The following is a 26,478-nucleotide window of genomic DNA, read 5'->3' as shown; positions in this document are numbered from 1 at the left end:
GATATGGAAATGGTATCAGCCATCTGATGAAGCATTACCGTCAGGGGTCACTTCCCCTACACGCTTTTCCAGCTGTCGCAACCGCCGCGCGATGTCGTCGAGCTGACGGATGCGTGCCGCGCTTTTGCGCCACTCGGCTGCCGGTTGCATGGCTGTACCGGAAGAATAGGAACCCTTTTCGGTAATCGAGTGGGTCACCATGGTCATCCCGGTGATGAAAACGTTGTCGCAAATTTCGATATGCCCCACCAGCCCTACGCCACCGGCGAGCATGCAATGCTTGCCGATTTTGGTGCTGCCGGAGATCCCCACGCACGCGGCCATGGCGGTGTGATCACCGACCTGGACGTTGTGGGCGATCTGAATCTGGTTGTCGAGTTTCACCCCGTTACCCAGAACGGTATCGGCCAGCGCACCGCGATCGATAGCGGTATTCACGCCAATCTCCACGTCGTCACCGACCAGCACACCACCGATCTGAGCGATTTTCTGCCAGACACCTTTCTCGTTGGCAAAACCGAAACCTTCGCCACCGAGTACGGCACCCGATTGAATCACCACCCGTTTACCGATGCGAACATCGTGGTACAGCGTGACTCGCGGGGCCAGCCAGCCGCCCTCGCCAATCTCGCAGCGGGCACCAATGAAGCAGTGCGCGCCAACGGTCACACCCGCAGCAATACGTGCGCAGCTTTCGATCACCGCAAAAGCACCAATGCTCGCCGCTGGATCGACCACTGCATCCGCTGCCACCACTGCTGTCGGATGAATACCGGCAGCCGCCTTTGGCTTGGGATCGAACAGATGGGAAACCCGCGCGTAGGCCAGATAGGGATCAGGCACCACCAGCGAATCACCTGCAAAACCTTCAGCGTCAGCGGCTTTCAGCAACAGGGCTGCGGCCCGACTGTCAGGCAGGTATTTACGGTATTGGGGGTTTGCGAGAAAGCTCAACTGAGCTGGGCCAGCCTCTTGCAAAGTGGCTAGCCCAGTAATTTCTTTCTCCGGGTCGCCACGCAGTGTGGCGCCGAGGAACTCGGCCAACTGGCCGAGCTTTATAGTCGCTGTCATGGTTACTTCAGCTGATTCATGCGCTCGATAACCTGGCGAGTGATGTCGTACTGCGGTTTGACATCAATCACTGCGCCACGCTCGAAGACCAGGTCAAAAGCACCTTTCTTGATGACTTCTTCCACAGCGCTGTCCAGTTTCGGCTTGAGCTGCTTCAGCATTTCACGGTCAGCAACGGCTTTGGCTTCGTTCAATTCCTTGGACTGGAACTGGAAGTCACGGGCCTTTTGCTTGAATTCCAGCTCAAGACGCTCACGCTCGCCTTGCTGCATCTTGTCGCCACCAGCCATCAGACGGTCCTGGATACCTTTGGCACTGCTTTCCAGAGTCTTGAGCTTGGTCAGCTGTGGGCCGAACTTCTTCTCGGCATCCACGGCGTACTTCTTGGCCGCGTCGGATTCCAGCAGCGCCATCTGATAGTTCAGAACGGCGATTTTCATGTCGGCAAAAGCCGGACCTGCTACCAGTACGGTCGCCAGGAGAACCAATTGAGTCAACTTACGCACGATGCACTCCTACAAAATCCATTGTCGTTATCTTGGGTCAGACGCTTAGAACGTCTGGCCGAGGGAGAATTGGAACACTTGGGTTTCAGCGTTATCCGGTTTCTTGACTGGCATGGCCAACGCGAAGCTCAAAGGACCCAGTGCGGTAACCCAGGTCACGCCGACACCGACGGAGCTGGCCATGTTGCTCAGGCTGATGTCGTTACACGCTGTTTGAGCGGTTGAACCGACATTTGCGTTCGTCGTTTTATCGCACTTGGAGTCGAATACGTTACCCACATCCCAGAATACGGAAGTGCGCAGGGAACGCTGATCCTTGACGAATGGCAGGGGGAACAGCACCTCGACACCACCCTGGATCAAAACGTTACCACCGAACGGCAGCGGATCCTGGTCCGGGTCGGCCAGCGTGCCGGTGTTACCCGTCACAGCCGCACCGCGACTTGGGGTACTGCGAGGACCGAGGGTACTGTCCTTGAAGCCACGAACCGAGTTGAAACCACCAGCATAGTAGTTTTCATAGAACGGCAAGCCATCGGTAGAACCATAACCATCGCCATAGCCCAGTTCCGTGTGCAGGCGCATGGTGTAGTTTTCAGACAATGGCTGGAACAACTGGCCACGGTAATCAAGCTTGAAGAACGACAGGTCGCTGCCAGGCGTGGTGGTTTCCAGTGTCAGGCTTTGGGAATGACCACGGGTCGCCAATACGCCTTTGTTCAGTGTGGATTCGGACCAGCCGGCCGAAGCCTTGAAGTTCAGGTAGCTATCGCCTTCCCTGTTAACGAAGTCGAAGATCTCGTCAACGGTGTATTGACCGGTCTTGATCTTGTCTTGTTGCGCGGTCAAGCCGAAGGTCAGACGCGAAGTCTCGCTGATCGGATAACCGACGCTAACGCCTGCACCCAGGCTGTCCACGGCATAGCTGGCTACGTCGACGTCGAGGTCTTTGTAGTCAGTGGTGCGATAGAACGCGTTGTAACCCAGGCTCACGCCATCAGCCGTCCAGTACGGGTCGACGTAACCGAAGTTATAGCGGCTCTGGTATTGACTGCGGGTCAAACCGATGCTGACTTTGTTACCCGTACCCAGGAAGTTGTTCTGGGTGATCGAACCACCGAGGATCAGACCAGCGCTCTGGGCGAAACCGACGCTGGCGGTAATCGAACCGGAAGCCTGTTCTTCAACGCTGTAGTTCACGTCTACCTGGTCGTCGACGCCCGGCACGGCCGGTGTTTCGACGTTGACTTCCTTGAAGAAGCCCAGACGCTCAAGACGAGTCTTGGATTGGTCGATCAGGTAGGTCGAAGCCCAGCCGCCTTCCATCTGACGCATTTCACGGCGCAGCACTTCGTCTTCGGACTTGGTGTTGCCACGGAAGTTGATGCGGTTCACGTAAGCTCGCTTGCCCGGATCGACGGCGAACGTGATGTCGACGGTGTGGTCTTCATCGTGAGGCTGAGGCACGCCATTGACGTTGGCGAAGGTGTAACCCTCGTTACCCAGACGGCGGGTGATCAGTTCGGACGTGGTGGTCATCAACTTGCGCGAGAACACCTGGCCTTTCTGGACCAGCAGCAGAGACTTGACCTGGTCTTCAGGGACTTTCAGGTCGCCGCTCAGCTTGACGTCACGGACGGTGTACTTCTCGCCTTCGTTGACGTTGACGGTGATATAGACGTGTTTCTTGTCCGGGGTGATGGACACCTGGGTCGAAGCGATATCCATGTTGATATAGCCACGGTCCAGGTAGTAGGAGCGCAGACGCTCCAGGTCACCGGAAAGTTTTTCACGAGCGTACTTGTCATCGTTCTTGAAGAACGACAGCCAGTTGGTGGTCTTGAGTTCAAACAGGTCGATCAGGTCTTCATCAGGGAAGACGGTGTTACCCACCACGTTGATGTGCTGGATAGCAGCAACGGTGCCTTCGTTGATATTGACCTTCAACGCAACGCGGTTACGCGGCTGCGGCACCACTTCAGTGTCGACGGTAGCCGAGTAGCGCCCCTGAGCGACGTATTGGCGCTGCAGCTCGTTACGCACACCTTCGAGGGTGGCGCGCTGGAAGATCTCGCCTTCGGCCAGACCGGATTGTTTGAGGCCTTTCATCAGGTCTTCAGTGGAGATCGCCTTGTTACCCTCGATCTCGATACTGGCGACCGACGGGCGCTCGACTACCGTGATGACCAGGACGTTGCCATCGCGGCCCAGCTGGATATCTTGAAAGAAACCGGTTTTGAACAACGCACGAGTGGATTCCACCAGGCGACGATCATCCGCCTGTTCACCGACGTTCAACGGCAAAGCACCAAAGACGCTACCCGCGGAGACCCGCTGGAGGCCATTGACGCGAATATCAGAGATAGTGAAGGACTCGGCGTGAACTTCGGCGATCATCAATACGGTGAGAACCGCAGTTAGCAGCAGACGTTTCATGAAGTCCTTTCTTATTCCAACTGGCAATAAACAAACTGCCGCAAAATGCGGCAGATTCGCAATTCAGCGAAGCGTTACAGTCGACTTAGATCATTGACCAGAGCAAGCAACATCACCCCGATCACCAAACTGATACCGATCTGTATCCCCCAACCCTGCACCCGATCCGACAAGGGGCGACCACGCGCCCACTCGATCAGATAAAACAACAAATGCCCCCCATCCAGTACAGGAATGGGCAACAAATTCAGAACTCCCAAGCTAATACTCAGATAAGCAAGGAAATTCAGGAAATCAGCGACACCCGACTGGGCAGAAGCGCCCGCCACTTTAGCAATGGTTATCGGTCCACTCAAGTTTTTTACCGAGAGCTCACCGAACAACATTTTCTTGAGCGAATCGAGGGTCAGTACGCTCATGGTCCAGGTGCGTCGAGCGCCCTCTCCAATCGCGGCCACAGGACCATAACTCACTTCGCGAATCATCTCTGGCGGCCAATCAACTGCTTTCACCCCAGCGCCCAGATAACCACTGGGTGCCTTCTTCTCGCCGCGAGCGGCCAGCGTCACAGGGACGTCGATTTGAGCACTATCACGCTCGACGCGCAGCATGATTTTGGTATCAGGGTGCATACGGACCGTGTCCACCACCTGCTGCCAGTCATCAAGCGACTTGCCGTCCAGAGCTAACAGTCGGTCACCGGTCTTCAGGCCAGCAGCCTGTGCCGGGCCTTTCGGGTCAAGTTCGGCCAGGACCGGTGGCAGCGCCGGACGCCAAGGGCGTAAACCCAGCGAACGAATCGGATCTGGCTCATCGGCACCCTTGAGCCATTTATCCAGCATCAGTTCACGGGGCGAATCCACTGTGGAACCCTGATCACGGACCAGCAACTGCAGGGAACCGCTCTCCCCAAGACGACGGACCAACTGCAGGTTCACCGCGGCCCAGCCGGAAGTTGGCTCGCCATCGATGGCAATGATTTCCTGGCCCGCGCTCAAACCAGCCTTGGCAGCGATACTGCCGGATTCGACTGCACCAATGACCGGGCGCACTTGCTCGCTGCCGAGCATGGCGAGCACCCAGAAAAAAATCATCGCCAGTAAAAAGTTGGCAATCGGACCCGCCGATACGATAGCGATACGCTGGCGGACGGATTTGCGATTGAAGGACTGATCGAGCTGATCGGCCGGAACTTCGCCTTCGCGCTCGTCGAGCATTTTCACGTAACCGCCCAGCGGGATCGCGGCGACGACGAACTCAGTGCCTTTCTTGTCGTGCCAGCGCAGCAACGGCATACCGAAGCCTACGGAGAAACGCAGCACTTTGACCCCACAGCGACGTGCGACCCAAAAATGGCCGAATTCGTGGAAGGTGACCAGCACACCCAAAGCCACCAGGGTGCCGACAATCATATAGAGCGCGCTCATCTACTTTCTCCGCAATCCTGTCCAGTGCCGCATGGGTCAACGTATTGCAGCACTTACCGCCCGTGACGACTCAACCATTGTTCGGCCAGTACTCGCGCTTTCGCGTCGGCCGTGAACACTGCCTCGAGATCGTCAACCGCAACCACGGGCTCGAGATTCAACACTTCTTCGATGATACTCGCGATTTCCGGGTAGCGAACCCGCCCGTCGAGAAAGGCCGCGACCGCCACTTCATTCGCCGCATTTAGCATGGCCGGCGCACTATTGCCGGATTCAGCCGCCTGACGCGCAAGGCGCAGACACGGGAATCGCTCTTCATCAGGCGCCTGGAAGTCCAGCCGCGCAATTGCAAACAGGTCCAGCGGCGCAACACCCGAGTCGATTCGCTCCGGCCAGGCCAACGCGTTGGCGATCGGCGTGCGCATGTCAGGGTTACCTAACTGGGCCAATACCGAACCGTCGATGTAATCGACCAGCGAATGAATCACGCTTTGAGGATGAATCACCACTTCGACCTGGGACGGCTTGGCATCAAACAGCCAGCAGGCTTCGATTAACTCCAGCCCCTTGTTCATCATGCTGGCCGAATCCACCGAAATCTTGCGCCCCATGGACCAGTTCGGGTGGGCACACGCTTGCTCAGGGGAAACATGCACCAGTTCAGCCATAGGTGTCTGTCGGAACGGACCGCCAGAGGCCGTGAGTAAAATCCGACGCACCCCGACGGCACTCAGTCCACGAGCGAAATCCTGTGGCATGCACTGGAAAATCGCGTTGTGCTCACTGTCGATCGGCAGCAACACCGAACCACTCTTGCGCACCGCCTGCATGAACAGCGCACCGGACATCACCAGCGCTTCTTTGTTGGCCAGGAGGATTTTCTTGCCGGCTTCGACCGCCGCCAGAGTCGGTCGCAAGCCCGCAGCGCCAACGATGGCCGCCATGACCGCATCGACCTCAGGATCGGAAGCAACCTGACACAGGCCCTCCTCACCCACCAACACGCGGGTCGGCAGGCCTGCGGCGCGCAGGTCGTCCTGCAAGCCTCGGGCAGCACCCGCCTCAGGCACCACGGCGAACCGCGGCGTATGGCGAACGCACAGCGCCAACAGCTCGCTCAGACGGGTGAAACCGCTCAAGGCGAAAACCTGATAACGCTCGGGATGGCGAGCGATGACGTCAAGCGTGCTCAGACCAATCGAACCGGTCGCCCCCAGGACGGTAATCTGCTGCGGGCGGCTCACGGCGCCGCCATCCACAGCAGCACGGCAAACACTGGAATCGCTGCAGTCAGGCTGTCGATTCGGTCCAGCACGCCGCCGTGACCCGGCAGCAGATTACTGCTGTCCTTGATCCCGGACTGACGCTTGAACATGCTTTCAGTCAGATCACCTACCACCGAGATGAACACGATGATGGCTGCACCAATCAGACCTTTGAACAGCTGCGCCACCGTCCAGTCTCGAAACAGACCGACAATGACAGTAATGACCAGACTCACCGCGAGGCCGCCGTAGACGCCCTCCCAGCTTTTGCCGGGACTGACCTGTGGCGCCAGCTTGCGCTTGCCAAAGGCCCGGCCAGAGAAGTAAGCACCGATATCAGCACCCCAGACCAGCACCATCACCGCCATGATCAGCCAGTTGCCCAAAGACTCCTGCTTGATCTGAACCAGACCTTGCCAGGCGGGCAGCAGGATCAGCAGACCGATCACCAGCTTGCAGGCAGCGCTGGACCAGAGTTCGCTGGAGCGCGGATACGTCAACACCAGATAGGTTGCAACGCCCCACCAAAGCACCGAAGCGCCCAATACCCAAGGCGCGAGCCCAGGCACGATATGCATGACAAACAGCATCAACGCGACCACCGCTGCATAGGCAATGCGGATCGGCTGCTCAGTGAAGCCCGCCAGGCGAGCCCACTCCCATGCACCGAGGGTCACGACCAGCCCGATGAACAGCGCAAAACCGGTGCCTTCGAGCAGAAAAAACCCGCACAGGGCAATCGGCAGCAGGATCAGCGCGGTGATGATTCGTTGTTTAAGCATTAAACCCGGGCTCCAGCCTCGACCTGCTCGCTCGTTTTACCGAAGCGGCGCTGCCGAGAAGCAAAATCGGCCAGCGCGGAACGCATGGCATCGTGTTTGAAGTCCGGCCAGAACAGGTCGGAGAAGTACAACTCGGCGTAAGCCAGTTGCCACAGCAGGAAGTTACTGATGCGGTGCTCGCCACCGGTACGGATGCACAAGTCCGGCAACGGCAAATCGCCGGTAGCCAGACAGGTTTGCAACAGTTCCGGGGTAATGTCTTCCGGACGCAGGTGCCCGGCCTGAACTTCCCGAGCCAGACGCTGTGCGGCCTGCGCGATATCCCACTGTCCACCATAGTTGGCAGCGATCTGCAGAACGAAGCGATTGGCGCCCGCCGTCATTGCCTCAGCTTCACGCATGGCAGCCTGAAGCTCTGGATGAAAGCGCGAACGGTCGCCAATGATGCGCAAACTGATGTTGTTTTCGTTCAGGCGCTTGGCCTCACGACGCAATGCCTTGAAGAACAGATCCATCAAGGCGCTGACCTCGTCGGCCGGACGCTGCCAGTTCTCGCTGGAGAAGGCGAACAGGGTCAATACTTCGACCCCGGCCTCGGCACACACCTCGATCACCGCACGAACCGCATCCACGCCCGCTTTATGACCGGCGACACCCGGCATAAAGCGCTTTTTCGCCCAGCGATTATTCCCATCCATGATGATCGCGACATGGCGCGGCACCGCGGACGGCGCAGTCTGCTTGGTCTTATCCATTAAAACGCGACCCTTATACGGCCATCAGGTCTTTTTCTTTCTGTGCCAAATTCGCGTCGATTTCAGCCACGAACTTTTTGGTCAGGTCATCGATCTCGCCAGTGGCGCGACGCTCTTCGTCTTCGCTGATTTCTTTTTCCTTGACCAGATCCTTGAGCTGGCTGTTCGCATCACGACGGATGTTGCGCACCGCAACACGGGCATCTTCAGCGACATCGCGAGCCTGCTTGGTGAAGCCCTTACGGGTTTCTTCGGTCAGGGCCGGCATGGAGATCAGCAGCAATTCACCCAGGTTGGTCGGGTTGAGGTTCAGACCCGCGCTACCGATGGCTTTGTCGACGGCACCCAGCATGTTGCGCTCAAAGGCAACGACTTGCAGGGTACGGGCGTCTTTGACGGTGATGTTCGCCACCTGCTTGATCGGAGTGTCGGAACCGTAATACGGCACCATCACGCCTTCCAGAATGCTTGGATGCGCCTGGCCAGTACGAATACGGCCGAAGTTGTGCATCAGCGACTCGACGGATTTCTGCATACGCTCTTTAGCGTCTTTCTTGATTTCGTTGATCATTGTTGGCCTTCCTCGATCAGGGTCCCTTCAGCGCCGCCATGCACGATGTTCAGCAGGGCGCCGGGCTTGTTCATGTTAAATACGCGCAACGGCATCTTGTGGTCGCGGCACAGGCAAATGGCGGTCAGATCCATCACGCCCAGCTTGCGATCCAGCACTTCATCGTAAGTCAGATGATCGAACTTCTCGGCATGCGGGTCTTTGAATGGGTCAGCGGTGTAGACGCCATCGACCTTGGTCGCCTTGAGCACGACATCGGCATCGATTTCGATTGCACGCAAGCACGCTGCCGAATCCGTGGTGAAGAACGGATTGCCGGTACCGGCCGCGAAAATCACGACTTCCTTGGCGTTCAAGTGGCGCATGGCTTTGCGGCGATCATAGTGATCGGTTACGCCAACCATGGAAATGGCCGACATCACGATGGCCGAGATATTGGCACGTTCCAGCGCATCGCGCATGGCCAAGGCGTTCATCACAGTGGCCAGCATGCCCATGTGGTCGCCGGTGACCCGATCCATGCCGGCCGCGCTCAGCGCTGCACCGCGGAACAGGTTACCGCCGCCGATCACCAGACCGACCTGAACACCGATGCCGACCAGTTGGCCGACTTCCAGCGCCATGCGATCCAGAACTTTCGGATCGATCCCGAACTCTTCCGAGCCCATCAGGGCCTCGCCGCTAAGCTTGAGTAGAATGCGTTTATAGCGAGCCTGATAACCACTGCCCTGCTGAGCCATTGCGAATCTCTCCTGCGGCGTATTTTAAAAATTCTTTGCGAGCTGTTTACAGCTGGCGTTCACTCTAACTTGGCACTGCTTCAGCGCCATCGGAACATGGCTTTGTAAGCCAGCTCCAAAGGGAAACCAATTAAAAATTGGTGCCCCATCTGAAAAGAGGCTGCGCGCGTGAGCGGGCAGCCTCTTCAGGGCGACAGTTAAAAAACCGTCTTATTGCTTGGCGGCAGCCAGCTGGGCAGCAACTTCTTCAGCGAAGTTGTCAACCGGCTTCTCGATGCCATCGCCTACTTTGAAGTAGGTGAAGGAAACGATTTCAGCACCGGCTTTCTTGGCCAGTTCGCCAACCTTGATTTCAGGGTTCTTGACGAACGCCTGCTCAACCAGGCTCGCTTCAGCCAGGAACTTGCTGATACGACCTTTGACCATGTTTTCAACGATGTTTTCCGGCTTGCCGGCGATCTTGTCAGCGTTGAGGGTCAGGAACACGCCTTTCTCACGCTCGACCGCTTCAGCGGAAACTTCCGATGGCAGCAGGAATTCAGGGTTGGTGGCCGCTACGTGCATAGCGATGTCCTTGGCCAGCTCAACGGTGCCGCCTTTAAGGGCAACCACAACACCGATCTTGTTGCCGTGCAGGTAACCACCAACAACGTCACCTTCAACGCGAGCCAGGCGACGGATGTTGACGTTTTCGCCAACCTTGCCGACCAGAACCAGGCGATCGGCTTCTTGAGCTGCGATCAGCGGAGCGACATCAGTCAGTTTGTCAGCGAACGCTTTTTCAACGCTGGAAGCAACAAATGCCTTGAAGTCGTCCTGCAGAGCCAGGAAGTCGGTCTGCGAGTTCACTTCCAGCAGAACGGCGGATTTACCGTCTTCCTTCAGAGCGATCGCGCCTTCAGCGGCAACGTTGCCAGCTTTCTTGGCAGCCTTGATGGCGCCCGAAGCACGCATGTCATCAATGGCTTTCTCGATGTCGCCGCCAGCCTTGGTCAAGGCCTTTTTGCAGTCCATCATGCCTTCGCCAGTACGCTCGCGCAGTTCTTTGACCAACGCTGCAGTAATCTCTGCCATTTCAAAATTCCTCTTGGATAGGTTTTCAACCATTCCACCCGATCGAACGGGCGATCAATTCTTCCCGAACCACCGCTGCGGGTCGCTGCATGCTACAGACAATGCAACTGCGCTACCGACAAACGGTTTTCGAGGTGGCAAAAAGGGGGCCAAGCCCCCTTTTTGCTTACTGAGTCAACGCCAAGGCGTCAATTACTCAGCTGCTGCTACCGGAGCTTCTTCAACGAACTGCTCGGTGCCGCCAGCAACGTGGTTGCGACCGCGGATTACAGCGTCAGCCATCGAACCCATGTACAGCTGGATAGCGCGGATTGCGTCATCGTTGCCTGGGATGATGTAGTCAACGCCTTCCGGGCTGCTGTTGGTATCGACTACGCCGATAACCGGGATGCCCAGCTTGTTGGCTTCGGTGATCGCGATGCGCTCGTGATCAACGTCGATAACGAACAGAGCGTCTGGCAGACCGCCCATGTCCTTGATACCACCCAGGGAACGATCGAGCTTCTCAAGATCGCGAGTGCGCATCAGCGCTTCTTTCTTGGTCAGCTTGGCGAAAGTACCGTCTTCGGCTTGCACTTCAAGGTCACGCAGACGCTTGATGGAAGCACGGATGGTTTTGAAGTTGGTCAGCATGCCGCCCAACCAGCGGTGATCGACGTACGGCGAACCGCAACGTGCTGCTTCTTCAGCAACGATCTTGCCAGCGGAACGCTTGGTGCCGACGAACAGAATCTTGTTTTTGCCCTGGGCCAGACGCTCTACGAAAGTCAGAGCTTCGTTGAACATTGGCAGGGTTTTTTCAAGGTTGATGATGTGGATCTTGTTACGCGCGCCGAAAATGTATTTACCCATTTTCGGGTTCCAGTAACGGGTCTGGTGACCGAAGTGCACACCGGCCTTCAGCATATCGCGCATGTTGACTTGGGACATGATAGTTCCTTAATAAGTCGGGTTTGGCCTCCACGTATCCCAATGACCAACCAGCAGCATCAGCTGAAGGCACCCAGGTCATCGTGTCGACACGTGTGTGGATTTAGGCTTTTCAGGGGATCCCCGGAAAGCGGCGCATTTTATATCACAAGGCTGAAAAAAACGGAACCCGGATTGTTAAATCCTGGTGCGTGCTTTGGTTCCAGCCCTTGGAATCCTCCAAGAATGCGCCATTCTATAAGGAGAAGCGATGCACAGAGGCTCAGATTTGCGCTGCTCGTCTGTTAGAATCGCGTTTTTCAGGGCCGCGAAGATCGACCGCGCAACGCCCATTCCGTTTTAGAAGGCGCCATCGAGCGCAGAGAGAGCCTGTATGACCGTCACCCTCAAAACCCCAGAGGACATCGCAAAAATGCGCATCGCCGGCAAACTGGCCGCCGATGTGCTGGAAATGATTGCCGAACATGTCAAGCCGGGCATTACAACTGAAGAACTGGACCGCATCTGCCACGACTACATCGTCAACGAGCAGAAAGCCATCCCTGCCCCGCTCAACTACAAGGGCTTCCCGAAGTCGATCTGCACCTCGATCAACCACGTGGTCTGCCACGGCATTCCGAACGAGAAGCCATTGAAGGATGGCGACACGCTGAACATCGACGTCACCGTCATCAAGGACGGCTACCACGGCGACACCAGCCGCATGTTCCATGTCGGCACCGTGCCGGTCTGGGCCGAGCGCCTGTCGCAAATCACCCAGGAATGCATGTACAAGGCCATCGAAATCGTCAAACCCGGCTGCCGCTTGGGCGACATCGGTGAAGTCATTCAGAAGCACGCTGAAAAGAACGGTTTTTCCGTGGTTCGCGAATTCTGCGGTCACGGCATCGGCAAGGTGTTCCATGAAGAGCCGCAGATCCTGCACTACGGCCGCGCCGGCACCGGCATGGAACTGAAAGCCGGCATGACCTTCACCATCGAGCCGATGATCAACCAAGGCAAAGCCGACACCAAGGTACTGGGCGACGGCTGGACCGCGATCACCAAGGACCGCAAGCTGTCGGCACAGTGGGAACACACCCTGCTGGTAACCGAAACCGGTTACGAGATCTTCACCCTGCGCGCCGACGACACCATCCCGCGCGTTTCGGCCTGATCCGGGCGCGCAGCTCCTCAGCCTTATAGACAGGAAAGCCAATCGATGCCGCAGGTGGATCCCGAACTCTTCGACCGTGGCCAGTTCCAGGCTGAATTGGCCCTGAAGGCAAGCCCGATCGCGGCCTTCAAGAAGGCGATTCGCCAGGCCCGCGAGGTGCTCGACGAGCGCTTTCGCAGCGGCCGCGACATTCGCCGGTTGATCGAGGATCGCGCCTGGTTCGTCGATAACATCCTGCAAAAGGCCTGGGAGCAGTTCAGCTTGAGTTCCGAAGCCAACATCGCGCTGGTCGCGGTCGGCGGCTACGGTCGCGGCGAGTTGCACCCTTATTCCGACATCGATTTGCTGATCCTGCTGGACAGCGCCGATCACGAAGTTTTCCGAGATTCCATCGAGCGTTTTCTGACGCTGTTGTGGGACATCGGCCTTGAAGTCGGCCAGAGCGTTCGCTCCGTGGACGAGTGCGTCCAGGAGGCCCGCGCCGACCTGACGGTCGTCACCAACCTGATGGAAAGCCGTACCATCTGCGGCCCCGAGCGCTTGCGCCAGCGCATGCTGGATGTCACCAGCACCGCACACATGTGGCCGAGCAAGGACTTCTTCCTGGCCAAACGCGCCGAGCAGAAGGCCCGTCACCACAAATACAACGACACCGAATACAACCTGGAACCCAACGTCAAAGGCTCGCCCGGCGGCCTACGGGATATTCAGACGATTCTGTGGGTGGCCCGTCGTGAATACGGCACCCTGAACCTGCGGGCCCTGGCCGGCGAAGGTTTCCTGGTCGAGAGCGAAAACGCCCTGCTGGCCTCCTCCCAGGAATTCCTGTGGAAGGTTCGTTACGCCCTGCACATGCTCGCCGGCCGTTCCGAAGACCGCTTGCTGTTTGATCACCAGCGCACCATCGCCGGGCTGCTGGGCTTCAAAGGCGATGACGCCAAGCAAGCCATCGAAAACTTCATGCAGCAGTATTACCGGGTGGTCATGAGCATTGCCCAGCTAAGCGACCTGATCATCCAGCACTTCGAGGAAGTCATCCTCGCGCCGGAAGACGAAGCGCCGCCGCAGCCGATCAACTCGCGATTCCAACTGCACGACGGTTACATCGAGGCGCGCAACGACAACGTGTTCCGCCGAACTCCGTTCGCCATGCTGGAAATCTTCGTACTGATGGCCCAGCAGCCGGAAATCAAAGGTGTGCGCGCCGACACCATTCGTCTGCTGCGAGAAAACCGTCACCTGATCGACGACGATTTCCGCAACGATATTCGCAACACCAGCCTGTTCATCGAACTGTTCAAGTGCAAGATCGGCATCCACCGCAACCTGCGACGGATGAACCGTTACGGCATCCTCGGGCGCTACTTGCCGGAGTTCGGCTTCATCGTCGGGCAGATGCAGCACGACCTGTTTCACATCTATACGGTCGATGCTCACACCCTGAACCTGATCAAGCACCTGCGTAAGTTGCAGTACACCCAGGTGTCGGAAAAATTCCCGCTGGCCAGCAAGCTCATGGGCAAATTGCCCAAACCCGAGCTGATCTACCTGGCCGGCCTGTACCACGACATCGGCAAGGGCCGGCATGGCGACCACTCGGAAATCGGCGCCGTGGATGCCGAAGCCTTTTGCCAACGCCACCAGTTGCCGGTGTGGGACAGCCGCCTGATCGTCTGGCTGGTGCAGAACCATTTGGTGATGTCGACCACCGCCCAGCGCAAGGACTTATCCGACCCGCAGGTCATCCACGATTTCGCGCAAATCGTCGGCGACGAAACTCACCTCGATTATCTGTACGTGTTGACCGTCGCCGACATCAACGCCACCAACCCGACGCTGTGGAATTCCTGGCGCGCCAGCCTGTTGCGCCAGCTCTACACCGAGACCAAGCGTGCCTTGCGCCGTGGCCTGGAAAACCCGGTGGACCGCGAAGAGCAGATTCGCCAGACCCAGAGCGCAGCGCTGGACATTCTGGTACGCGGCGGCACCGATCCGGACGACGTCGAGCAGTTGTGGGCGCAATTGGGCGATGACTACTTCCTGCGCCACACCGCCGGCGACGTGGCCTGGCACAGTGACGCGATCCTCCAGCAGCCGGCCGATGGCGGGCCGCTGGTGCTGATCAAGGAAACCACCCAGCGCGAGTTCGAAGGCGGCACGCAGATTTTTATCTATGCGCCGGACCAGCACGACTTCTTCGCCGTGACCGTGGCGGCAATGGACCAGCTCAACCTGAACATTCACGACGCCCGGGTCATCACCTCCAGCAGCCAGTTCACCCTCGACACCTACATCGTGCTCGACACCGACGGCGACTCGATCGGCGATAACCCGGCGCGGGTCAAACAGATTCGCGAAGGCCTGACCGAAGCCCTGCGCAACCCGGACGACTACCCGACCATCATTCAGCGTCGGGTACCGCGCCAGCTCAAACATTTCGCGTTTGCGCCACAGGTGACGATCCACAACGACGCCCAGCGTCCGGTGACCGTGTTGGAACTCAGCGCCCCCGACCGCCCTGGCTTGCTCGCGCGGATCGGCACGATTTTCCTCGAATTCGATCTATCGCTGCAGAACGCCAAGATTGCGACCCTCGGCGAGCGCGTGGAAGACGTGTTCTTCATCACCGACGCGAACAACCAGCCGTTGTCCGACCCATTGCTGTGCAGCCGCTTGCAGGATGCAATCGTCGAACAGCTGACCGTCAGTAACGAACCCGATATCAAACTGTCGCGCATCAGCATCTGATTGCGCGCCAGGATTCAGCCGCTTTGAACGAGACCCCGCACCGATGAACAACGCTCTTAACCAATTGCAGCCCTACCCGTTCGAGAAGCTCCGCGCCCTGCTCGGCAGCGTCACGCCAAACCCGGACAAACGTGCCATCGCACTGTCCATCGGCGAGCCGAAACACCGTTCGCCAAGCTTTGTCGCCGAAGCCCTGGCAAGCAATCTGGATCAGATGGCCGTGTACCCGACCACCCTCGGCATCCCGGTCCTGCGTGAAGCCATCGCCGCGTGGTGCGAACGTCGTTTCAGCGTTCCAAAAGGCTGGCTCGACCCGGCGCGCAACGTGCTGCCGGTCAATGGCACCCGCGAAGCGCTGTTCGCGTTCACCCAGACCGTAGTCAACCGTGGCGACGATGCACTGGTGGTCAGCCCGAACCCGTTCTATCAGATCTATGAAGGCGCCGCTTTCCTAGCCGGGGCCAAGCCGCATTACCTGCCGTGCCTGGACGAAAACGGCTTCAACCCTGATTTCGACGCCGTTTCCCCTGACATCTGGAAACGCTGTCAGATCCTGTTCCTGTGCTCGCCGGGCAATCCGACCGGCGCACTGATCCCCGTCGAGACCCTGAAGAAGCTGATCGCCCTGGCCGACGAATACGACTTCGTGATCGCCGCCGACGAGTGCTACAGCGAACTGTATTTCGACGAACAAACCCCGCCGGCCGGGCTGCTCAGCGCCTGCGTGGAACTGGGCCGCAAGGACTTCAAGCGTTGCGTGGTGTTCCACAGTCTGTCCAAGCGCTCCAACCTGCCGGGCCTGCGCTCGGGTTTTGTGGCCGGTGATGCCGACATTCTCAAAGGCTTCCTGCTCTATCGCACCTACCACGGCTGCGCGATGCCGGTTCAGACCCAACTGGCCAGCGTTGCCGCGTGGAATGACGAAGTGCACGTGCGTGCCAACCGTGCGCTGTACCGCGAGAAATACGATGCGGTGCTGGAGATCCTCCGCCCGGTGATGGATGTGCAGCGCCCGGATGGCGGCTTTTACTTGTGGCCGAGCGTTGATGGTGATGACGAAGCGTTTTGCCGCGACCTGTTTGTCGAAGAGCATGTGACTGTGGTGCCGGGTTCTTATCTGTCCCGTGACGTCGACGGCGCTAATCCGGGCGCTGGTCGTGTGCGCATGGCTTTAGTCGCGCCGTTAGCCGAATGCATCGAAGCCGCAGAACGAATTCGCGCGTTTATTACCCGCAACAAGTAGTCTCCCGCCCGCACTGTGCAACGCAGTGCGGGTACACTTTTATAACCGGTAACACTTCAGCCGAAATCAAAGCTTACCGAACTGCATAGTCCCCTTTACTCTCGTGCAGCGCATTAGCGTGCGTATTCACACAACCTCACTTCAAGGAAGAAGTAGCCAATGAACAGTATTGAAGATTGCACCCTTATCCAATGGCCCGACGATCAACAATCCTACGAAGCCGCCATCAACGAGAACCCTGAGAATGCCGGCACCGGCGGCGGCGCTCGTCGCAAGCGCTCTCTGATCAATTATTCAAAACTGTGGGCAAACGGACGCACACTCAAAATCGCGTTTATCGACGGCCCCGACGATGAACACAAACAGAAGATCATCAATGCGGCTAGCCAGTGGCTGCCCTATATCAATCTGCGCTTCGACTTCGTTGATGGGCTCGAGGGTGACATCAGAATCGCAACAAAAAACAATGACAACAGCTCAATGCTGGGCACTGATTCTCTATTGATTCATCCGGACTGGCCAACCATGAACCTGGGTGTCAAACCTGAACATCACGACTTTGAAGTGATCGTGATTCATGAGTTCGGGCATGCATTAGGGGCGATGCACGAACACCAACACCCCGACGCTGATATCCCTTGGGATAAACCGAAAGTGTATGCGTTCTATCAGAATCGCGAGATGAATCCGCTGACCAAAGAGCAAGTCGACAGAAACCTCTTTGCTTCCTTCGATACGATCGCAGCGATTTATAGGCCTTACGACAGAAAGTCCATCATGCACCACCCGGTGGCTAACACGCTGACACTGGGCGATTGGGAAATCCCTATTAATCGAAAGATCAGTAAAAAAGATAAAAAACTTATGAAGTTGCTTTATCCCAAACGTTAGCAGTCAAGTGGCCCATAGATTCGAGTGAGCACGGTTAGACTATTTAGCTAGCCCAAGATTGGCCTCACTCAAGTCCAGCTCACCCAATACTTCTCGTAACACGTCATCCCCAATCTGGTGATGACGACTGAGCTTGTACAACTCCAGGCGCTGCGCTCGCAGCGCCTTCAACCGCAGTCGTCGCTCCAGCAAGTTCATCTGAAACGCCAGTGCCTGGGCCTCCGCCGAATCGTTGAACACCTCCCGTTAATGCCGATAATCGGACATGATCCGCGCCTTGAGCTCTGCAGCCAGCGTGGACTGAGCGGCGCCCTGAGGATTGGCTTCTTCGGCTTCGAGCGCATGAATGGCCGTTCGTGCGGTTTTTAGTTCTCGCCAGCACTGCGCAACGTAGTGCAGGCCGAACTTAACCACCCAGCAACAAACACTAAGAAATCACAACCTTACCCCATAACCCTCCAACGACTAACCTCAAACTTTACCGCAACTTCCGAACTTTCTCGGAAGCGGCCAACAAGGACACTGTCAATGCCAAACTTTAAACCCTGCAGCATCATCAAAAGCATTCACGAACTGGCTTCCTATGAAGTAGCAACTTCTGAACGCCCCGACAATTCCACTCAACACAAATCAAACCGAAAAAAAGAAGCGTCGCTGAACACACGAAATACTGGAAACCTGGCAGAACATTAAAGATCGCAATCTCCCGACATGACGAGGATTTTTTCCAGGCAGTAAAGGCTGCAGCCAGCAAATGGCTACCCTACGTCAACCTCACGTTCGATTTTGTGGAGCTTTCTGACAACGACATGGAATACGAGGGGGATATCCGCGTTTACTTGTCTCATCACTATGATGGGACTGGGAGGTCGGAAATCGGAACAGATGCTCTGGCGGTTCAAGCTCATAGTCCAACCATGTTACTGGGAACCAGCTACTCCTCGCCCCGCTTTGAATTCACCGCTATTCATGAGTTCGGACACGCTTTGGGTTTGATGCACGCGCATCAACATCCTGAGGCAAACATTCCTTGGGACAAGGAAAAAACCTACGAGTTGTATCGACAAAAATTTGGTTGGTCGAGGGCGCAGGTGGACCTGAACGTCTTTCCTCTCCCCCGCGATGCCAGCCGGACTTATGCGGCGTATGACCGACATTCGGTCATGCACTATGAGATATCCAACGAGTACACCCTGGGTGATTGGAAGCAAACAGAAAACCCACATATCAGCGCAGCCGACATCGCGTTTATTCGTCGAATTTACCCCTAATCCAGCCAAACGCCTGTTACACCGCCCTTATTCACCATGGCAGTTCCCCCTCTGACAAGGTACTTGCGCCGACACTTCCCCTGCGACCAGACAAAGAAACAGCTTCAAAATTACTCAGCACTTAAATGATTACCGAAACACGTAAAAGTGCTTACAGCAAATAGTTATTCAGGCATTACTCAGTATTTAACAGTTTCACCATCGATGGCGGGCTGGAGGGATGCAATACGGTTACCCCGCCAACTTGACCAGCGATGCATGCACAAGATCTATTCAGACTAAGGTATTGCCCAGCCGAAGCGGCACACTTCAGGCAACAGGCTGCAGTGGAAGTGCCATATTATCCGCTTAGACTGCTGGCTGGCCGTTGTACCAATGCCGCACACCGCAAACACCGCAATCTCTGTGGGAGCGAGCTTGCTCGCGATGAGGCCATAATATTCAGCATCATGGTTGCCTGCTGCGCCGCCATCGCGAGCAAGCTCGGTCCCACAGGTTTTGCGGTGGCATATCAACCACGACCGACGCGAAACCGTCCGGTCATGGCATAATCCGTCACCTTTTATTTCCAGCACCTGCAAAGGGGGCAATTCCTTGACCGTTTCAAGTAAAACGTTGCACCTTTTCGGCATCAAAGCCTGCGACACCATGAAAAAGGCGCGCACCTGGCTCGATGAACACGCTGTCAGCTACAACTTTCATGATTACAAAACGGTCGGAATCGACCGTGAACACCTGACCCAATGGTGCAACGAGCACGGCTGGCAAGTGGTGTTGAACCGTGCAGGCACGACCTTTCGCAAGCTCGACGACGAACGCAAAGCCGATCTCGATCAGCCGAAAGCCATCGAACTGATGCTCGCACAACCCTCGATGATCAAGCGCCCGGTGCTCGATCTCGGTGACCGAACCCTGATTGGCTTCAAGCCAGATATCTACGCGGCAGCGCTCAAGTAAGGCAGCCCGTTCCATTTTGTTAGAGGTATCAACATGTCCACTACCCTGTTCAGCCTGGCCTTTGGTGTCGGCACTCAAAACCGTCAAGGTGCATGGCTGGAAGTGTTTTACGCGCAGCCACTGCTCAACCCGTCGGCCGAACTGGTCGCTGCCATCGCGCCTGTTCTGGGCTACACCGAAGGCAATCAGGCCATCGCGTTCACCACCGCTCAGGCGTCGCAACTGGCTGAAGCCCTGAAAAGCGTCGACGCTGCCCAGGCTGCCTTGCTGACCCGTCTGGCCGAGAGCCACAAGCCGCTGGTCGCGACCATTCTGGCCGAAGACGCTCAGTTGACCTCCACCCCTGAGGCCTACCTGAAGCTGCACCTGCTGTCCCATCGCCTGGTCAAGCCGCACGGCCTGAATCTGGCGGGTGTGTTCCCACTGCTGCCGAACGTGGCCTGGACCAGCCAGGGCGCAATCGACCTGGCCGAACTGGCCGAGCATCAACTGGAAGCCCGTCTGCGTGGCGAGCTGCTGGAAGTGTTCTCGGTGGACAAATTCCCGAAAATGACCGACTACGTGGTTCCGGCCGGCGTGCGTATCGCTGACGCGGCACGTATTCGTCTGGGCGCTTACGTCGGCGAAGGCACCACCGTGATGCACGAAGGTTTCGTCAACTTCAACGCCGGCACCGAAGGCCCAGGCATGATCGAAGGCCGCGTTTCCGCTGGCGTATTCGTCGGCAAGGGTTCGGACCTGGGCGGCGGTTGCTCGACCATGGGCACCCTGTCGGGCGGCGGCAACATCGTGATCAAGGTCGGCGAAGGCTGCCTGATCGGCGCGAATGCCGGTATCGGCATTCCGTTGGGCGATCGCAACACCGTTGAATCGGGCCTGTACGTGACCGCCGGTACCAAAGTGGCGCTGCTGGACGAAAACAACAAACTGGTCAAAGTCGTGAAGGCTCGTGAACTGGCCGGTCAGCCGGATCTGCTGTTCCGCCGTAATTCGGAAACCGGCGCTGTGGAATGCAAAACCCACAAATCGGCGATCGAACTGAACGAAGCGCTGCACGCTCACAACTAAGTGCCGCAGGCACCTGTGGGAGCGACGGTGCGACGATTCGACTTGCTCGCGATGCTTTTTGGCGCCCTGACGGACGCCATCGCGAGCAAGCTCCCACAAGGTCCGGTGTACACCCGCCCAAGTTCACAGGGCTCAACACATGATGATTCCCTCTCCCTGGCGCGCCGATTTTCCGGCCATCGCCGCATTGCAACGGCAAGACCAGACGTATCTGGACAACGCCGCCACCACGCAAAAACCTCAAGCCCTGCTGGATGCCCTGGCGCATTACTACGCCAACGGCGCGGCCAACGTGCATCGGGCGCAACACCTGCCCGGCGCCCACGCCACCCAGGCGTTCGAGGCCAGCCGCAGCAAAGTCGCCCATTGGCTCAATGCCGGCGATTGCGGGCAGATCATCTTTACCCATGGCGCAACGTCTGCGCTGAACCTCCTGGCTTATGGCCTGGAACATCTTTTCAATCCCGGCGATGAAGTTGTCATCAGCGCCCTGGAGCATCACGCCAATCTGTTGCCATGGCAGCAACTGGCCCACCGCCGCGACCTGAAGCTGGTGATCCTGCCACTGGACGCCGACGGTTTGATTGACCTTGATGCTGCCGCGCAGCTGATCGGTCCGCAAACCCGCTTACTGGCGGTCAGTCAGCTGTCCAATGTACTTGGCGCCTGGCAGCCGTTGCCCGCGCTCCTGACGATGGCCAAGGCGCATAACGCGCTGACCGTGGTCGATGGCGCCCAAGGCGTGGTTCATGGCCGGCACGACGTGCAGGCACTGTGTTGCGACTTCTACGTGTTTTCCAGTCACAAGCTCTACGGCCCCGATGGGCTGGGCGTGCTGTTCGGACGCAACGAAGCGCTTGAGCAACTGCGCCATTGGCAATTCGGCGGTGAAATGGTGCTGGATGCGGATTACCACACCGCTCGCTTTCGCCCGGCGCCACTGGGGTTTGAGGCGGGTACGCCGCCGATTGCCGGTGTGATTGGTCTGGGGGCAACGCTGGATTATCTGGCCGGGCTTGATCAGGACGCCGTGTCCGCCCACGAAGCAGCGCTGCATGACTATTTGCTCAAAGGCCTTGAAGCACGCAACGGCATTCGATTGCTGGGCAAGCCGCAACTGGCGCTGGCCAGTTTTGTCGTCGAGGGTGTGCATAACTCTGATTTGGCGCATTTGCTGACCGAACAGGGGATCGCGGTGCGCGCCGGTCATCATTGCGCCATGCCATTGCTCAAGCGTTTTGAACTGGCCGGGGCGATCCGGGTGTCGTTGGCGCTGTACAACGATTCCGAAGACCTGGAGCGGTTCTTTGAAGCGCTGGATCAGGCGCTGGAGTTGTTGCGATGAACTTGCCTGCCGATGCGGCCACCGCGCTGGAGACTTTTCAGAATGCTGCCGGCTGGGAACAACGGGCGCGGCTGTTGATGCAATGGGGGGAGCGTCTGCCAGCATTGAGCGATGTGGATAAGATCGACGCCAACCGCGTGCATGGCTGTGAAAGCCAGGTGTGGTTGGTGGGTGAATTGCAGGATGGTCACTGGCAGTTTGCCGCGAGCAGCGATGCGCGGTTGATTCGCGGGCTGGTGGCGTTGCTGCTGGCGCGGGTTAACGGGTTGTCGGCGGTTGAGCTGCAGCAAGTGGATTTGCCGGATTGGTTTAATCAGCTTGGGCTTTCCCGGCAACTGTCCCCTTCGCGCAGTAATGGCCTTAATGCCGTGTTACAGCGAATGCAGAGCCTGAGCGACGTGTAGGAGCTGCCGAAGGCTGCGATCTTTTGATCTTCGGCGCCAGTGGTCACGCTAAAGATCAAAAGATCGCAGCCTTCGGCAGCTCCTACGCGGGTTTACGTTTCAGCTTGAGGTTTAATGCGATCCGCGGGGCGCCGAACCCCGGCCACAATCTTATCCACAGCCTTGGTCGCCGCGACCATGCCAAACGTCGCCGTCACCATCATCACCGCACCAAACCCGCCGGCACAGTCCAGCTTCACGCCATCCCCGACAAAACTCTTCTGCAAGCAAATGCTGCCATCCGGTTTCGGGTAGCGCAGTTGTTCGGTGGAAAACACGCACGGCACGCTGTAGTGGCGGGTCACGGTGCGTGAGAAGTTGTAATCCCGGCGCAAGGTCGAGCGCACTTTCGAGGCCAACGGATCATTGAAGGTCCGGTTCAAGTCGCAAACCTGAATCAACGTCGGATCAATCTGCCCGCCCGCGCCGCCGGTGGTGATGATCTGGATCTTGCGGCGTTTGCACCAGGCGATCAGCGCAGCCTTGGCATTCACGCTGTCGATGCAATCAATGACGCAGTCGATGTTCGGCGTGATGTATTCGGCCATGGTCTCGCGGGTGACGAAATCCGCCACCGCGTGCACGGTGCAGTCCGGGTTGATCCCGCGCAGGCGCTCGGCCATCACGTCAACCTTGGGTTTGCCGACGGTGCTGTCCAGCGCGTGCAACTGACGGTTGGCGTTGCTGACGCAGACGTCGTCCAGGTCGAACAGCGAAATCTCGCCCACGCCACAACGGGCGACGGCTTCCGCCGCCCAGGAACCGACGCCACCAACGCCGACGATCGCCACGTGGGCCGCGCGCAAACGCTCCAGGCCGTCGATGCCATACAAACGGGCGATGCCTGCAAACCGCGGATCTTCTGTACTCATGACCATTACCCCAAAAACCGGCGCGCATTATAGGGCCGTCAGCGGCCAAGAGCACCTTTGGGCTATGAACGGGCGTCTTTACCTCTTTAATCAGCCTACACAGAACCAAGATTTAACCTACAAGGTCCAACGAAAGAACTTAAACCGAGTTGGATTGCCCAACGTCCGGCATTTCCCTGTCCGCTGTACGGTCAGTGAACGCCCGGTGTAGGATGCGCGCCCCCTGCCCCTTTAGCAGCCAGCCGCAGACCGTTCCTTCGTTCCACAGCCTCCGGAACCTGAATAAGCTATGTCATCGCGTAAATTTGGACTCAACCTGGTCGTGGTGCTCGCCATCGCTGCCTTGTTTACCGGCTTCTGGGCGCTGATCAATCGCCCGGTCACCGCCCCCAACTGGCCTGAACAGATCTCCGGCTTTTCGTACTCGCCGTTCCAGCAAGGGCAGTACCCACAAAAAGAGCAATATCCGACCGACGATGAAATGCGTCGCGATCTGGAGATCATGACCAAGCTGACGGACAACATCCGCACTTACTCGGTCGATGGCAGCCTGGGGGATATTCCCAAGCTCGCCGAAGAATTCGGTTTGCGCGTGACGTTGGGTATCTGGATCAGCCCGGACCTGGAACGCAACGAGCGTGAAATCCTGCGCGCCATTGACCTGGCCAATACCTCCCGCAGCGTGGTTCGCGTGGTGGTCGGTAACGAGGCGATCTTCCGTAAGGAAATTACCGCCGCCGAACTGAGCGTGATCCTTGATCGCGTCCGAGCGGCAGTGAAGGTTCCGGTGACGACCTCCGAGCAATGGCACGTCTGGGAAGAAAACCCGAGCCTGGCCAAGCACGTCGACCTGATCGCCGCCCACGTCCTGCCGTACTGGGAACATGTTCCGATGGAGCAGTCCGGGCAGTTCGTACTCGACCGCGCCCGTGACCTGAAAAAGATGTTCCCGAAAAAACCGCTGCTGCTGTCCGAAGTCGGCTGGCCGAGCAACGGTCGTATGCGCGGTGGCGCCGACGCGTCGCCGGCAGACCAGGCGATTTATCTGCGGACCTTGGTCAACAAGCTCAATCGCCAGGGCTTCAACTACTTCGTGATCGAAGCCTTTGACCAACCGTGGAAGGCCAGTGATGAAGGTTCCGTGGGCGCTTACTGGGGCGTTTTCAACGCCGCGCGCCAGCAGAAATTCAACTTTGAAGGCCCGGTCGTCGCGATCCCGCAATGGCGCGTGCTGGCCATCGGTTCGGTGGTGTTGGCTCTGCTGTCGCTGACCCTGCTGATGATCGACGGCTCGGCCTTGCGTCAACGCGGCCGCACCTTCCTGACCTTCATCGCGTTCCTCTGTGGTTCGGTGCTGGTGTGGATCGGTTACGACTACAGCCAGCAATACAGCACCTGGTTCAGCCTGACGGTGGGCTTCTTGCTTGCCCTTGGCGCACTCGGGGTGTTTATCGTGCTGCTGACCGAGGCGCATGAACTGGCCGAAGCGGTCTGGACCCACAAGCGTCGGCGTGAATTTCTGCCGGTGGTCGGCGATTCGGACTACCGACCGAAAGTCTCGATTCACGTGCCTTGCTACAACGAGCCGCCGGAGATGGTCAAACAGACCCTCAACGCCCTGGCCAACCTCGACTATCCGGACTTCGAAGTCCTGATCATCGACAACAACACCAAGGACCCGGCGGTCTGGGAACCGGTGCGCGATTATTGCGAAACCCTCGGCCCGCGCTTCAAGTTCTTCCACGTCGCGCCATTGGCCGGCTTCAAGGGCGGCGCGCTGAATTATCTGATTCCGCACACCGCCAAGGATGCCGAAGTGATTGCGGTGATCGACTCGGACTACTGCGTCGACCCGAACTGGCTCAAGCACATGGTGCCGCACTTCGCCGATCCGAAAATCGCCGTGGTGCAGTCGCCACAGGATTACCGCGACCAGAACGAAAGCACCTTCAAGAAGCTCTGCTACGCGGAATACAAAGGCTTCTTCCACATCGGCATGGTCACCCGTAACGACCGTGACGCGATCATTCAGCACGGCACCATGACCATGACCCGGCGCTCGGTGCTCGAGGAACTGGGCTGGGCTGACTGGTGCATCTGTGAAGATGCCGAGTTGGGTCTGCGCGTATTCGAAAAAGGCCTGTCGGCGGCGTATTACCACACCAGCTACGGCAAAGGCTTGATGCCCGATACCTTTATCGACTTCAAGAAACAGCGTTTCCGCTGGGCTTACGGTGCGATTCAGATCATCAAGCGTCACACCGCAAGCCTGTTGCGCGGCAAGGACACCGAGCTGACCCGGGGCCAGCGTTACCACTTCCTCGCGGGCTGGTTGCCGTGGGTGGCGGACGGCATGAACATCTTCTTCACCGTCGGCGCCTTGTTGTGGTCGGCGGCGATGATCATCGTGCCGCAGCGGGTCGATCCACCGTTGTTGATTTTCGCGATCCCGCCATTGGCGCTGTTCGTGTTCAAGGTGGGCAAGATCATCTTCCTCTACCGCCGTGCGGTCGGGGTCAACCTGAAGGATGCGTTCTGCGCGGCATTGGCAGGGTTGGCTTTGTCGCACACCATCGCCAAAGCGGTGCTGTACGGCTTCTTCACCAGCAGCATTCCGTTCTTCCGCACCCCGAAAAACGCCGATAATCACGGCTTCTGGGTGGCGATTTCGGAAGCTCGCGAAGAAATGTTCATCATGCTGCTGTTGTGGAGCGCGGCACTGGGGATTTTCCTGGTGAACGGCCTGCCGAGCAACGACATGCGCTTCTGGGTGACGATGTTGCTCGTGCAGTCGCTGCCGTACCTGGCGGCGCTGATCATGGCGTTCTTGTCTTCCCTGCCGAAACCGGAGGTCGAGGGCGAGACGGCTCCGGCGGTCTAAATCATTCCGGATGCACTAAACGGCGGCCAATGGCCGCCGTTTTGCT

Annotated in this window: 22 protein-coding genes and 1 pseudogene; 10 read left to right on the top strand and 13 right to left on the bottom strand. The window is 57.9% G+C overall.

Going from position 1 to position 26,478, the window contains the following annotated elements; all coding sequences use genetic code 11:
* Positions 1-15: 15 nt before the first annotated feature.
* The 11 genes from lpxD to rpsB form a co-directional block, all read right to left on the bottom strand.
* Positions 16-1,071 (bottom strand): UDP-3-O-(3-hydroxymyristoyl)glucosamine N-acyltransferase, encoded by a 1,056-nt coding sequence (gene lpxD / locus E3W21_RS05715; protein ID WP_129441628.1) that lies wholly within the window; start codon positions 1,069-1,071, stop codon positions 16-18.
* A gap of 2 nt (positions 1,072-1,073) precedes the next feature.
* Positions 1,074-1,577 carry an OmpH family outer membrane protein gene (locus E3W21_RS05710; RefSeq protein ID WP_008028980.1) on the bottom strand — a complete coding sequence of 168 codons (504 nt, stop codon included), beginning with the start codon at positions 1,575-1,577 and terminating at the stop codon, positions 1,074-1,076.
* A gap of 45 nt (positions 1,578-1,622) precedes the next feature.
* A complete protein-coding gene (bamA, locus tag E3W21_RS05705; protein WP_134418754.1) occupies positions 1,623-4,013 on the bottom strand; it encodes an outer membrane protein assembly factor BamA in 2,391 nt (796 codons plus the stop codon).
* Positions 4,014-4,087: 74 nt separating this feature from the next.
* The gene (gene rseP, locus E3W21_RS05700; RefSeq protein WP_129441623.1) at positions 4,088-5,440 is read right to left on the bottom strand and encodes a sigma E protease regulator RseP; all 1,353 of its coding nucleotides are present in this window, start codon (positions 5,438-5,440) and stop codon (positions 4,088-4,090) included.
* A 53-nt stretch (positions 5,441-5,493) separates the two neighbouring features.
* Complete coding sequence (gene ispC, locus E3W21_RS05695) at positions 5,494-6,684, bottom strand: 1-deoxy-D-xylulose-5-phosphate reductoisomerase (protein WP_129441621.1); 1,191 nt, start codon at positions 6,682-6,684, stop codon at positions 5,494-5,496.
* Positions 6,681-7,487 (bottom strand): phosphatidate cytidylyltransferase, encoded by an 807-nt coding sequence (locus E3W21_RS05690; protein WP_129441619.1) that lies wholly within the window; start codon positions 7,485-7,487, stop codon positions 6,681-6,683. The genes ispC and E3W21_RS05690 overlap by 4 nt, the downstream gene beginning before the upstream one ends.
* Positions 7,487-8,242 carry a polyprenyl diphosphate synthase gene (uppS, locus tag E3W21_RS05685; RefSeq protein WP_129441617.1) on the bottom strand — a complete coding sequence of 252 codons (756 nt, stop codon included), beginning with the start codon at positions 8,240-8,242 and terminating at the stop codon, positions 7,487-7,489. The genes E3W21_RS05690 and uppS overlap by 1 nt, the downstream gene beginning before the upstream one ends.
* A 13-nt stretch (positions 8,243-8,255) precedes the next feature.
* On the bottom strand, positions 8,256-8,813 hold the full coding sequence (gene frr / locus E3W21_RS05680; protein ID WP_033056300.1) for a ribosome recycling factor: 558 nt from the start codon (positions 8,811-8,813) through the stop codon (positions 8,256-8,258).
* Positions 8,810-9,553 (bottom strand): UMP kinase, encoded by a 744-nt coding sequence (gene pyrH / locus E3W21_RS05675; RefSeq protein WP_003172271.1) that lies wholly within the window; start codon positions 9,551-9,553, stop codon positions 8,810-8,812. Before pyrH ends, frr begins: the two co-directional genes overlap by 4 nt.
* Positions 9,554-9,763: 210 nt before the next feature.
* On the bottom strand, positions 9,764-10,627 hold the full coding sequence (tsf, locus tag E3W21_RS05670) for a translation elongation factor Ts (RefSeq protein WP_129441615.1): 864 nt from the start codon (positions 10,625-10,627) through the stop codon (positions 9,764-9,766).
* A 192-nt stretch (positions 10,628-10,819) separates the two neighbouring features.
* Entirely contained in the window at positions 10,820-11,557 is a 738-nt protein-coding gene (rpsB, locus tag E3W21_RS05665; RefSeq protein ID WP_003219330.1) for a 30S ribosomal protein S2, read from the bottom strand.
* A gap of 373 nt (positions 11,558-11,930) precedes the next feature.
* On the opposite strand from rpsB, the gene map reads away from it, so the two are divergent.
* From map to E3W21_RS05645, 4 genes are all read left to right on the top strand, one after another.
* The gene (gene map / locus E3W21_RS05660; RefSeq protein ID WP_123365851.1) at positions 11,931-12,713 is read left to right on the top strand and encodes a type I methionyl aminopeptidase; all 783 of its coding nucleotides are present in this window, start codon (positions 11,931-11,933) and stop codon (positions 12,711-12,713) included.
* A 45-nt stretch (positions 12,714-12,758) separates the two neighbouring features.
* Positions 12,759-15,461 carry a [protein-PII] uridylyltransferase gene (locus tag E3W21_RS05655; RefSeq protein WP_134418753.1) on the top strand — a complete coding sequence of 901 codons (2,703 nt, stop codon included), beginning with the start codon at positions 12,759-12,761 and terminating at the stop codon, positions 15,459-15,461.
* A gap of 43 nt (positions 15,462-15,504) precedes the next feature.
* Complete coding sequence (gene dapC, locus E3W21_RS05650; protein WP_134418752.1) at positions 15,505-16,704, top strand: succinyldiaminopimelate transaminase; 1,200 nt, start codon at positions 15,505-15,507, stop codon at positions 16,702-16,704.
* Positions 16,705-16,863: 159 nt separating this feature from the next.
* A complete protein-coding gene (locus E3W21_RS05645) occupies positions 16,864-17,595 on the top strand; it encodes a M12 family metallopeptidase (RefSeq protein WP_134418751.1) in 732 nt (243 codons plus the stop codon).
* 39 nt (positions 17,596-17,634) lie between these two features.
* Here the strand turns inward: E3W21_RS05645 and E3W21_RS05640 are convergent.
* Positions 17,635-17,961: pseudogene (locus tag E3W21_RS05640) on the bottom strand (Na+/H+ antiporter); the annotation flags it as partial.
* 422 nt (positions 17,962-18,383) lie between these two features.
* On the opposite strand from E3W21_RS05640, the gene E3W21_RS05635 reads away from it, so the two are divergent.
* From E3W21_RS05635 to E3W21_RS05615, 5 genes are all read left to right on the top strand, one after another.
* The gene (locus E3W21_RS05635) at positions 18,384-18,866 is read left to right on the top strand and encodes a hypothetical protein (protein WP_256661530.1); all 483 of its coding nucleotides are present in this window, start codon (positions 18,384-18,386) and stop codon (positions 18,864-18,866) included.
* Positions 18,867-19,460: 594 nt separating this feature from the next.
* A complete protein-coding gene (locus E3W21_RS05630; protein ID WP_134418750.1) occupies positions 19,461-19,823 on the top strand; it encodes an ArsC family reductase in 363 nt (120 codons plus the stop codon).
* A gap of 33 nt (positions 19,824-19,856) precedes the next feature.
* Positions 19,857-20,891: a 2,3,4,5-tetrahydropyridine-2,6-dicarboxylate N-succinyltransferase gene (dapD, locus tag E3W21_RS05625; RefSeq protein ID WP_123365799.1), complete on the top strand. Its 1,035-nt coding sequence runs from the start codon at positions 19,857-19,859 to the stop codon at positions 20,889-20,891.
* A gap of 139 nt (positions 20,892-21,030) precedes the next feature.
* The gene (locus E3W21_RS05620; RefSeq protein WP_134418749.1) at positions 21,031-22,236 is read left to right on the top strand and encodes an aminotransferase class V-fold PLP-dependent enzyme; all 1,206 of its coding nucleotides are present in this window, start codon (positions 21,031-21,033) and stop codon (positions 22,234-22,236) included.
* The gene (locus E3W21_RS05615; RefSeq protein ID WP_134418748.1) at positions 22,233-22,640 is read left to right on the top strand and encodes a SufE family protein; all 408 of its coding nucleotides are present in this window, start codon (positions 22,233-22,235) and stop codon (positions 22,638-22,640) included. Before E3W21_RS05620 ends, E3W21_RS05615 begins: the two co-directional genes overlap by 4 nt.
* 92 nt (positions 22,641-22,732) lie before the next feature.
* On the opposite strand, the gene tcdA is transcribed toward E3W21_RS05615, so the two are convergent.
* The gene (tcdA, locus tag E3W21_RS05610; RefSeq protein WP_371927044.1) at positions 22,733-23,551 is read right to left on the bottom strand and encodes a tRNA cyclic N6-threonylcarbamoyladenosine(37) synthase TcdA; all 819 of its coding nucleotides are present in this window, start codon (positions 23,549-23,551) and stop codon (positions 22,733-22,735) included.
* A 289-nt stretch (positions 23,552-23,840) separates the two neighbouring features.
* Here tcdA and E3W21_RS05605 point away from each other — a divergent pair, with 289 nt between their 5' ends.
* Positions 23,841-26,432, top strand: coding sequence for a glycosyltransferase (locus E3W21_RS05605; RefSeq protein WP_134418747.1), 2,592 nt, complete (start codon positions 23,841-23,843; stop codon positions 26,430-26,432).
* The last annotated feature ends 46 nt before the right edge of the window (positions 26,433-26,478 follow it).

Origin of the sequence: Pseudomonas sp. F01002 (genome assembly GCF_004402115.1) — a bacterium.
In the GTDB taxonomy this organism is placed as follows: Bacteria; Pseudomonadota; Gammaproteobacteria; order Pseudomonadales; family Pseudomonadaceae; genus Aquipseudomonas; species Aquipseudomonas frigoris.
The sequence above is the reverse complement of the archived record's forward strand: the minus strand, read 5'-3'. Positions and strand labels throughout refer to the sequence as shown.

Excerpts from the sequence above, each read along its gene's own strand:
- lpxD (WP_129441628.1), bottom strand. The coding sequence starts at position 1,071 with ATGACAGCGACTATAAAGCTCGGCCAGTTGGCCGAGTTCCTCGGCGCC.
- bamA (WP_134418754.1), bottom strand. The coding sequence starts at position 4,013 with ATGAAACGTCTGCTGCTAACTGCGGTTCTCACCGTATTGATGATCGCC.
- rseP (WP_129441623.1), bottom strand. The coding sequence starts at position 5,440 with ATGAGCGCGCTCTATATGATTGTCGGCACCCTGGTGGCTTTGGGTGTG.
- E3W21_RS05690 (WP_129441619.1), bottom strand. The coding sequence starts at position 7,487 with ATGCTTAAACAACGAATCATCACCGCGCTGATCCTGCTGCCGATTGCC.
- uppS (WP_129441617.1), bottom strand. The coding sequence starts at position 8,242 with ATGGATAAGACCAAGCAGACTGCGCCGTCCGCGGTGCCGCGCCATGTC.
- frr (WP_033056300.1), bottom strand. The coding sequence starts at position 8,813 with ATGATCAACGAAATCAAGAAAGACGCTAAAGAGCGTATGCAGAAATCC.
- pyrH (WP_003172271.1), bottom strand. The coding sequence starts at position 9,553 with ATGGCTCAGCAGGGCAGTGGTTATCAGGCTCGCTATAAACGCATTCTA.
- tsf (WP_129441615.1), bottom strand. The coding sequence starts at position 10,627 with ATGGCAGAGATTACTGCAGCGTTGGTCAAAGAACTGCGCGAGCGTACT.
- rpsB (WP_003219330.1), bottom strand. The coding sequence starts at position 11,557 with ATGTCCCAAGTCAACATGCGCGATATGCTGAAGGCCGGTGTGCACTTC.
- map (WP_123365851.1), top strand. The coding sequence starts at position 11,931 with ATGACCGTCACCCTCAAAACCCCAGAGGACATCGCAAAAATGCGCATC.
- E3W21_RS05655 (WP_134418753.1), top strand. The coding sequence starts at position 12,759 with ATGCCGCAGGTGGATCCCGAACTCTTCGACCGTGGCCAGTTCCAGGCT.
- dapC (WP_134418752.1), top strand. The coding sequence starts at position 15,505 with ATGAACAACGCTCTTAACCAATTGCAGCCCTACCCGTTCGAGAAGCTC.
- E3W21_RS05645 (WP_134418751.1), top strand. The coding sequence starts at position 16,864 with ATGAACAGTATTGAAGATTGCACCCTTATCCAATGGCCCGACGATCAA.
- dapD (WP_123365799.1), top strand. The coding sequence starts at position 19,857 with ATGTCCACTACCCTGTTCAGCCTGGCCTTTGGTGTCGGCACTCAAAAC.
- E3W21_RS05620 (WP_134418749.1), top strand. The coding sequence starts at position 21,031 with ATGATGATTCCCTCTCCCTGGCGCGCCGATTTTCCGGCCATCGCCGCA.
- E3W21_RS05615 (WP_134418748.1), top strand. The coding sequence starts at position 22,233 with ATGAACTTGCCTGCCGATGCGGCCACCGCGCTGGAGACTTTTCAGAAT.
- tcdA (WP_371927044.1), bottom strand. The coding sequence starts at position 23,551 with ATGAGTACAGAAGATCCGCGGTTTGCAGGCATCGCCCGTTTGTATGGC.
- E3W21_RS05605 (WP_134418747.1), top strand. The coding sequence starts at position 23,841 with ATGTCATCGCGTAAATTTGGACTCAACCTGGTCGTGGTGCTCGCCATC.